The 5489-nt window shown below is 63.6% G+C and carries 5 protein-coding genes and 2 pseudogenes; 1 reads left to right on the top strand and 6 read right to left on the bottom strand.

Going from position 1 to position 5489, the window contains the following annotated elements; all coding sequences use genetic code 11:
- The 3 genes from DU490_RS16715 to DU490_RS16725 all read right to left on the bottom strand — a co-directional run.
- Positions 1-931, bottom strand: a 931-nt coding sequence (locus DU490_RS16715; protein ID WP_147270482.1) for a glutamine synthetase family protein, incomplete at its 3' end; no start/stop codon positions are given.
- A 50-nt stretch (positions 932-981) separates the two neighbouring features.
- On the bottom strand, positions 982-2277 hold the full coding sequence (locus DU490_RS16720) for an FAD-binding oxidoreductase (RefSeq protein ID WP_114575355.1): 1296 nt from the start codon (positions 2275-2277) through the stop codon (positions 982-984).
- A gap of 577 nt (positions 2278-2854) precedes the next feature.
- The gene (locus DU490_RS16725; protein WP_309485749.1) at positions 2855-3181 is read right to left on the bottom strand and encodes a ThiF family adenylyltransferase; all 327 of its coding nucleotides are present in this window, start codon (positions 3179-3181) and stop codon (positions 2855-2857) included.
- 189 nt (positions 3182-3370) lie between these two features.
- Here DU490_RS16725 and DU490_RS17060 point away from each other — a divergent pair, with 189 nt between their 5' ends.
- Complete coding sequence (locus tag DU490_RS17060; RefSeq protein ID WP_147270483.1) at positions 3371-3583, top strand: hypothetical protein; 213 nt, start codon at positions 3371-3373, stop codon at positions 3581-3583.
- Positions 3584-3647: 64 nt separating this feature from the next.
- Here DU490_RS17060 and DU490_RS16735 read toward each other — a convergent pair.
- The 3 genes and pseudogenes from DU490_RS16735 to DU490_RS16745 form a co-directional block, all read right to left on the bottom strand.
- Positions 3648-3776, bottom strand: a pseudogene (locus DU490_RS16735) (ATP-binding cassette domain-containing protein); the annotation flags it as partial.
- Positions 3777-4018: 242 nt separating this feature from the next.
- A complete protein-coding gene (locus DU490_RS16740; RefSeq protein ID WP_114575357.1) occupies positions 4019-5122 on the bottom strand; it encodes a polyamine ABC transporter substrate-binding protein in 1104 nt (367 codons plus the stop codon).
- Between the two features lie 86 nt (positions 5123-5208).
- A pseudogene (locus DU490_RS16745) lies at positions 5209-5489 on the bottom strand (glutamine synthetase); the annotation flags it as partial.

Below are 5489 nucleotides of genomic sequence, written 5' to 3' on the forward strand. Positions count from 1 at the left end.
AACGGCGGAAGGAGTTCACGTTCGGGGCCATCAGCGGCAGCGCCTCGGGGATATAGCGCTGCAGCCCGCCGATATGGTGCAGGAACAGCTCGCTCATGGAGCCGTCGTCGTTGGCAAAGATGCTGCGGCCCGTGGTGGCGTCGAGCACGCTCTGATGGATATGCATGGCGCTGCCGGGCTCATTGGTGATCGGCTTGGCCATGAAGGTGGCCGCCACATCATGCTTGAGCGCCGCTTCCCGCAGTGTGCGCTTGAAGAGGAATACCTGGTCGGCCAGCATCAACGGGTCGCCGTGACGGAAATTGATCTCCATCTGGGCGGTGCCCTCTTCATGGATCAGGGTATCGATATCCAGCCCCTGGGCCTCGCACCAGTCATACATGTCCTCGAACAGCGGATCGAATTCGTTGGCGGCATCGATGGAGAAGGATTGCCGGCCGGTCTCCTGGCGCCCACTGCGGCCGATCGGCGGCTGCAGCGGCAGGTCCGGATCCTCGCAGCGCTTGGTCAGGTAGAACTCCATCTCCGGTGCCACCACCGGCTTCCAGCCCCGGGCCTCGTAGAGCGCCAGCACCTTCTTGAGCTGGTTGCGGCAGGAGAGCTCGATGGGATTGCCCTGCTTGTCGAAGCAGTCATGGATCACCTGGGCTGTGGGCTCCAGCGCCCAGGGCACCGGGTAGACGGCGGAGATATCCGGCTTGCAGATCATGTCGATATCCGCCGGATCGAGCAGCGAGTAGTAGATATCGTCTTCCACATAGTCGCCGGTGACGGTCTGCAGCAGCACGCTCTCGGGCAGGCGCATGCCCTTCTCGGCGACGAACTTGGAGACCGGGGCGATCTTGCCCCGGGCGATACCGGTGATATCGCCGACCAGGCACTCCACCTCGGTGATCTGGCGTTCCTTGAGCCAACTCTCGAGATCTTTCATAACAGCCTCGTGTCTCGGGTCGGCGGAGGATTCCGCCGCCCTCGTTTTCGTTATAGACGGTCGCGCAGCTTGTAGAAGGCGGTGGCCAACACCAGTAGCGGGATGCGCAGCCGCTCGCCGCCGGGGAAACGGCGGTGGGGCATGGCGGCGAAGGCATCGAAGCGCGCGCTCTGGCCGTCGATGGCCTCGGCCATCAGCTTACCGGCGAGCCCGGCGAGTGCCATGCCATGACCGGAGTAGCCCTGGGCATAGTAGAGATTGGTGCCCAGGCGCCCGAAGTCCGGGGCGCGGTTGAAGGTGATGGCCACGTCACCGCCCCAGCGATAGTCGATGGGCACCCCCGCCAGCGCCGGGAAGAGTCCGGCGATCTTGGCATCCATGCGCGCCTGCAGGCCGCGGGGTTCACGGCCGTCATAGCTCACCTGGCCGCCGTAGATCAGCCGCCGGTCGCCGCTGAGACGGTAGTAGTCGAGGACGAAGTTGGCATCCGCCAGGGCATCGTTCTGGGGCAGCACCTGGGCGGCCCGGGCCTCACTCAGGGGGGCGGTGGCGATCATATAGTTGGCGGCACGCATAATGCGGCCGTCCAACCGAGGAATCAGCCCGCCGAGATAGGCATTGCCGGCCACCACCACGAAGTCGGCGGTGACGCTACCATGGGCGGTACGCACCCGGGCCGGGGCGCCCTCCTCCACCGCCAGCACGGCACTATGTTCTTGGAAGCGCACCCCGGCCCGCTGGGCGGCCCGGGCCAGGCCCAGGGTGTAGTTGAGGGGGTGCAGGTGACCAGCCTCGCTCTCGTAGAGGGCGCCGGGATAGGCGTCACTGACCACATGCTGGCGCAGGGCATCGCCCTCCAGCCAGCTCAGGGCCCGGTAGTCATAGTCACGGGCCAGGCGATCGCGGAACTCACACAGTTCCTTGATATGACGGCGCTTCACCGCGGCGTGCAGATAACCCCAGCTAAGGTCACAAGGAATGGCGTGACGTTCCACTAGCTCGGCGGTAAGGCGCACCGCCTCGCGGCTCATCTCCCAGACCTCCCGAGCGGCCGACAGGCCCAGGGCCTGCTCCACGGTGGCGATATCGGTGCCGAGCCCCGGCAGGATCTGGCCGCCACTGCGCCCGGAGGCGCCATAGCCGATCTCGTTGGCCTCCAGCAGCACCACCGAATGGCCGCGTTCGGCCAGGTGCAGGGCCGCCGAGCAGCCGGTGATGCCACCGCCGATCACGCAGATATCGGCACGGGTATCGCTATCCAGGGGGGGACGAGGGGCCAGTTCCACCGTCACGCTATCGCGATAGTAGGAGCGGGGACCGGCATGGAGTGACGCATCGGTGGTCATGCAGACCTTCCTTACGGAGGATGGCATCGCGGCCATCAGGGTTATTGTTGAAATAGTTAACCACATCACCGGGATGGGTCGCGGCTTACCCTGCCGCTTCGTGCCTCCTAGTCTGGCACCAGACCCGGGTAATGTGTCAAGTATTTAACAACGAGTTTCTGCCAACTGGCGTTAACGATTTTCGAATACATAACAAAAACTCGAGTCACACCAATCCACTAAAAAAATATCGGCAAAGGGACGGGGATCGGTAAACGGCAACATATCCGTTATAACGTCAAGTGATTCTGCTCATCCCAGGAAGCGATACGGGGCCGAGACGGCAGCGGCACGAATGGTGAGTATCCCATACCCGATTAAGCCACTAACCACCAAGAGGGAGAGCATGTCGCGGCCCGATGGGACGAGGAATGGCATAGGGATCAGCATTGCCTGCACCCCTGGCGAGACGATAGCCAGGGGCCCAGACCCAGGAAGGAGTACGACGGCTGGGAGGAATTGGGTGTTGAAGCCTAGCGGCAGCCACAGTGGGAACCGCCGGGATCCCGGGGCACCCGGTAGCGGCACCACTCGCCCCTCAGGCCATCGAAGGTGGAGAGTCCTCGATTGGGGTCCCGGCACCGCTGAACAGCTTGACCGCCCCCAGGGCCTGGAAGCTACCGATCACTCTCCCACCAGGGGGCCACCACGCAGCTCTCGGCACAGCGCATCGCTCATCGCTCTCGCCGAGCTCTCCCCGCGTGTAGAGACAGGCGTAGCAGGGGCCCTCGGCATCCCGCGGGTCGAAGAGCGCCAGTTGGCCGGAGAAGCGAATCGCCGCCCCGGAAATCAGCGGCGTGCCCGCCGCCAGGCAGGCACAATTGATGGCGTAGCAGCTGGAGAAGCGGTCGGTGCAGTCGAGCACCAGGTCCGCCGAAGCAACGGCCGAGGCCAGGGCCTCGCCGCTCAGGTGCTCTTTGAGGCAGCCGGCGGTGAGTCACTCGCGGGTGACCCAGTCACCGATCAGTGCCAGGTCCAGCTCAGGCTCGCCCTACAGCAGCTTCTTGGCACCGCGAAGCTGGTCCTTGTAGTGGCGTGGCATCGTCTCACGAAGATGCGCACAGAGCTGCTGACCCAGCGGCTCGCCGAGGCACCGGACGATGGCCTGCTCCAGGTCGGCTTCCTGCTGGCGGTGGTCACCGTTGTTGCGCAGTGTATAACCCTTGCCCAGGTGCAGGGCGTGGGTAGCAATCTCGTCGCCGCTCTCCAGATCGTGGATCGCCAGTCGACCGTTCTCTTCACGGACCCGACGCGACTCTGCTGGTAGGCCATGGGCGCCGAGTACTTGTTGGCCTTCCAGGCGATCAATCCGGTCTTATCGACCTGCCGTTGAGCCAAGCCGACTTGCCCGATCCCGAGCCGCCCAACAGGGCAAATATCTCTCCTCGCCGGATGGAGAGCGACACGTCGTCCACCGCCAACGCGCCATCGAAGCGCTTGCTGACCCGGCGGATCTCCATCAGCGCCTCCCCAGGCGCCGGCCGCGGCCTGCCTGAGTCGGAATGCGCGGACGACGTCAGCCCGGAAGGCCTGGTTTCCATAGACCTGGTTTCCATAGACCTGGTTTCTGCAGCTGTGGTTTCTAAAGCCCTGGGGTCGACACGTCGAGCCTGGCCCATAGCACGCGGCTGGGATTGAGGCATCACAGCATCTCCTGGCAACCCATCGGAAGGAGCCGGCCCGAGCGGGCCGGCGTGTCGTGTCAGATACCCGACTTCACACGGTTCCAGGTGCGGGTACGCACGCGCTGAACGGCGAGGGGTTTCTCTTCCGCAACATACAGGTTGTCCATCACCTCCTGGTCGGGATAGATGGAGGTATCGTTGAGAATGTCCGGATCGAGAAACTCGTTGGCGGCCACGTTGGGGTTGGCATAGACGACATATTCGGAGATCGCCGCTGCGATCTCCGGCTCAAGAATGAAGTTGATGAAGGCGTGGGCGTTGTCGGGATTCGGTGCGTCAGCGGGAATCGCCATCATGTCGAACCACAGCGCCGCACCCTCCTTGGGGATCGAATAGGCGATGCTGAAGTCGCGCCCGGCCTCCTCGGCGCGGTCCGCGGCTTGGAAGATGTCGCCGGAATAGCCGGCCGCCACGCAAATATCACCGTTGGCCAGATCCGAGATATAGCGCGAGGAGTGAAAGTAGGTGATGTTGTCGCGCACGGCGGCGATGAGGTCGCCCGCCGCCTCGAGGTCCGCCGTCTCCTCGGAGAGCGGGGAGAGCCCCAGGTAAGCCATGGCTGGCGAGAGCATCTCGTCGCCCGAATCAAGCATGGAAATGCCGCAGCCCCCCTCCTTCAGCGCGGTGGTGACCTCGGGATCGAAGATCAATGCCCAGGAATCCACCGGCGCGTCCTCGCCGAGAATCGCCTCGACCCGCTCGACGTTGTAGCCGATGCCGTTGGTGCCCCACATGTAGGGAATGGAGTGGCGGCTGCCCGGATCGATAGACTCCAGGTCGTCCATCAGCTCGGGGTTGAGGTTGGCCATGTTGGGAATCTTGTCGTGATCCAGCTCTCGATAGACGCCGGCACTCACCTGCCGCGTCAGGTAGTGGTTGGAAGGCACCACCACATCATAGCCGGAGCGCCCCGACAGCATGGCGGCGTCGAGTACCTCGTTGCTGTCGTAGACGTCGTAGATCACCCGGATGCCGGTAGCCTCTGTGAACTTCTCGAGGGTATCGGGGGCGATGTAGTCCGACCAGTTGTAGACCCGCACCTCGTTAGCATGAGCCGCACCGGTCATCAACGCCAGGGATGCCGCAGCCACGGCCAGGGAAAGCTTGCTTTGTCGGGACATCATGACACCTCATTCGCTGTTGTTATTCACGTGGTTTCCTTGATACCCGGCATCCATTCACCGGGGCCCTGCAGTACGTTACCGCCTCATACGCTGAGCAACAGGAACTCCCTTTCCCAGGAGCTGATCACCTGCTTGAAATTCTCGTTCTCTACCCGCTTTACCGCCACATAGCCGGTCACGAACCGGTGGCCCATGTAACGTTCCAGCTCCGCACAGTGCTCCATTCGCTCCAACGCCTGCTCGAGGGTAAAGGGCAGGCGCATGTTGCGACGCTCGAACGCCCGCCCTCGCACCGGCGCCGACGGGTTCAGCCCCTGCTCCATGCCGAGGTAGCCGCACAGCAGACTGGCGGCAATGGCCAGAT

This window comes from Halomonas sp. DQ26W (assembly GCF_003339685.1).
Classification (GTDB): domain Bacteria; phylum Pseudomonadota; class Gammaproteobacteria; order Pseudomonadales; family Halomonadaceae; genus Halomonas.

Excerpts from the sequence above, each read along its gene's own strand:
- DU490_RS16720 (WP_114575355.1), bottom strand. The coding sequence starts at position 2,277 with ATGACCACCGATGCGTCACTCCATGCCGGTCCCCGCTCCTACTATCGC.
- DU490_RS17060 (WP_147270483.1), top strand. The coding sequence starts at position 3,371 with ATGCGCACAGAGCTGCTGACCCAGCGGCTCGCCGAGGCACCGGACGAT.
- DU490_RS16740 (WP_114575357.1), bottom strand. The coding sequence starts at position 5,122 with ATGTCCCGACAAAGCAAGCTTTCCCTGGCCGTGGCTGCGGCATCCCTG.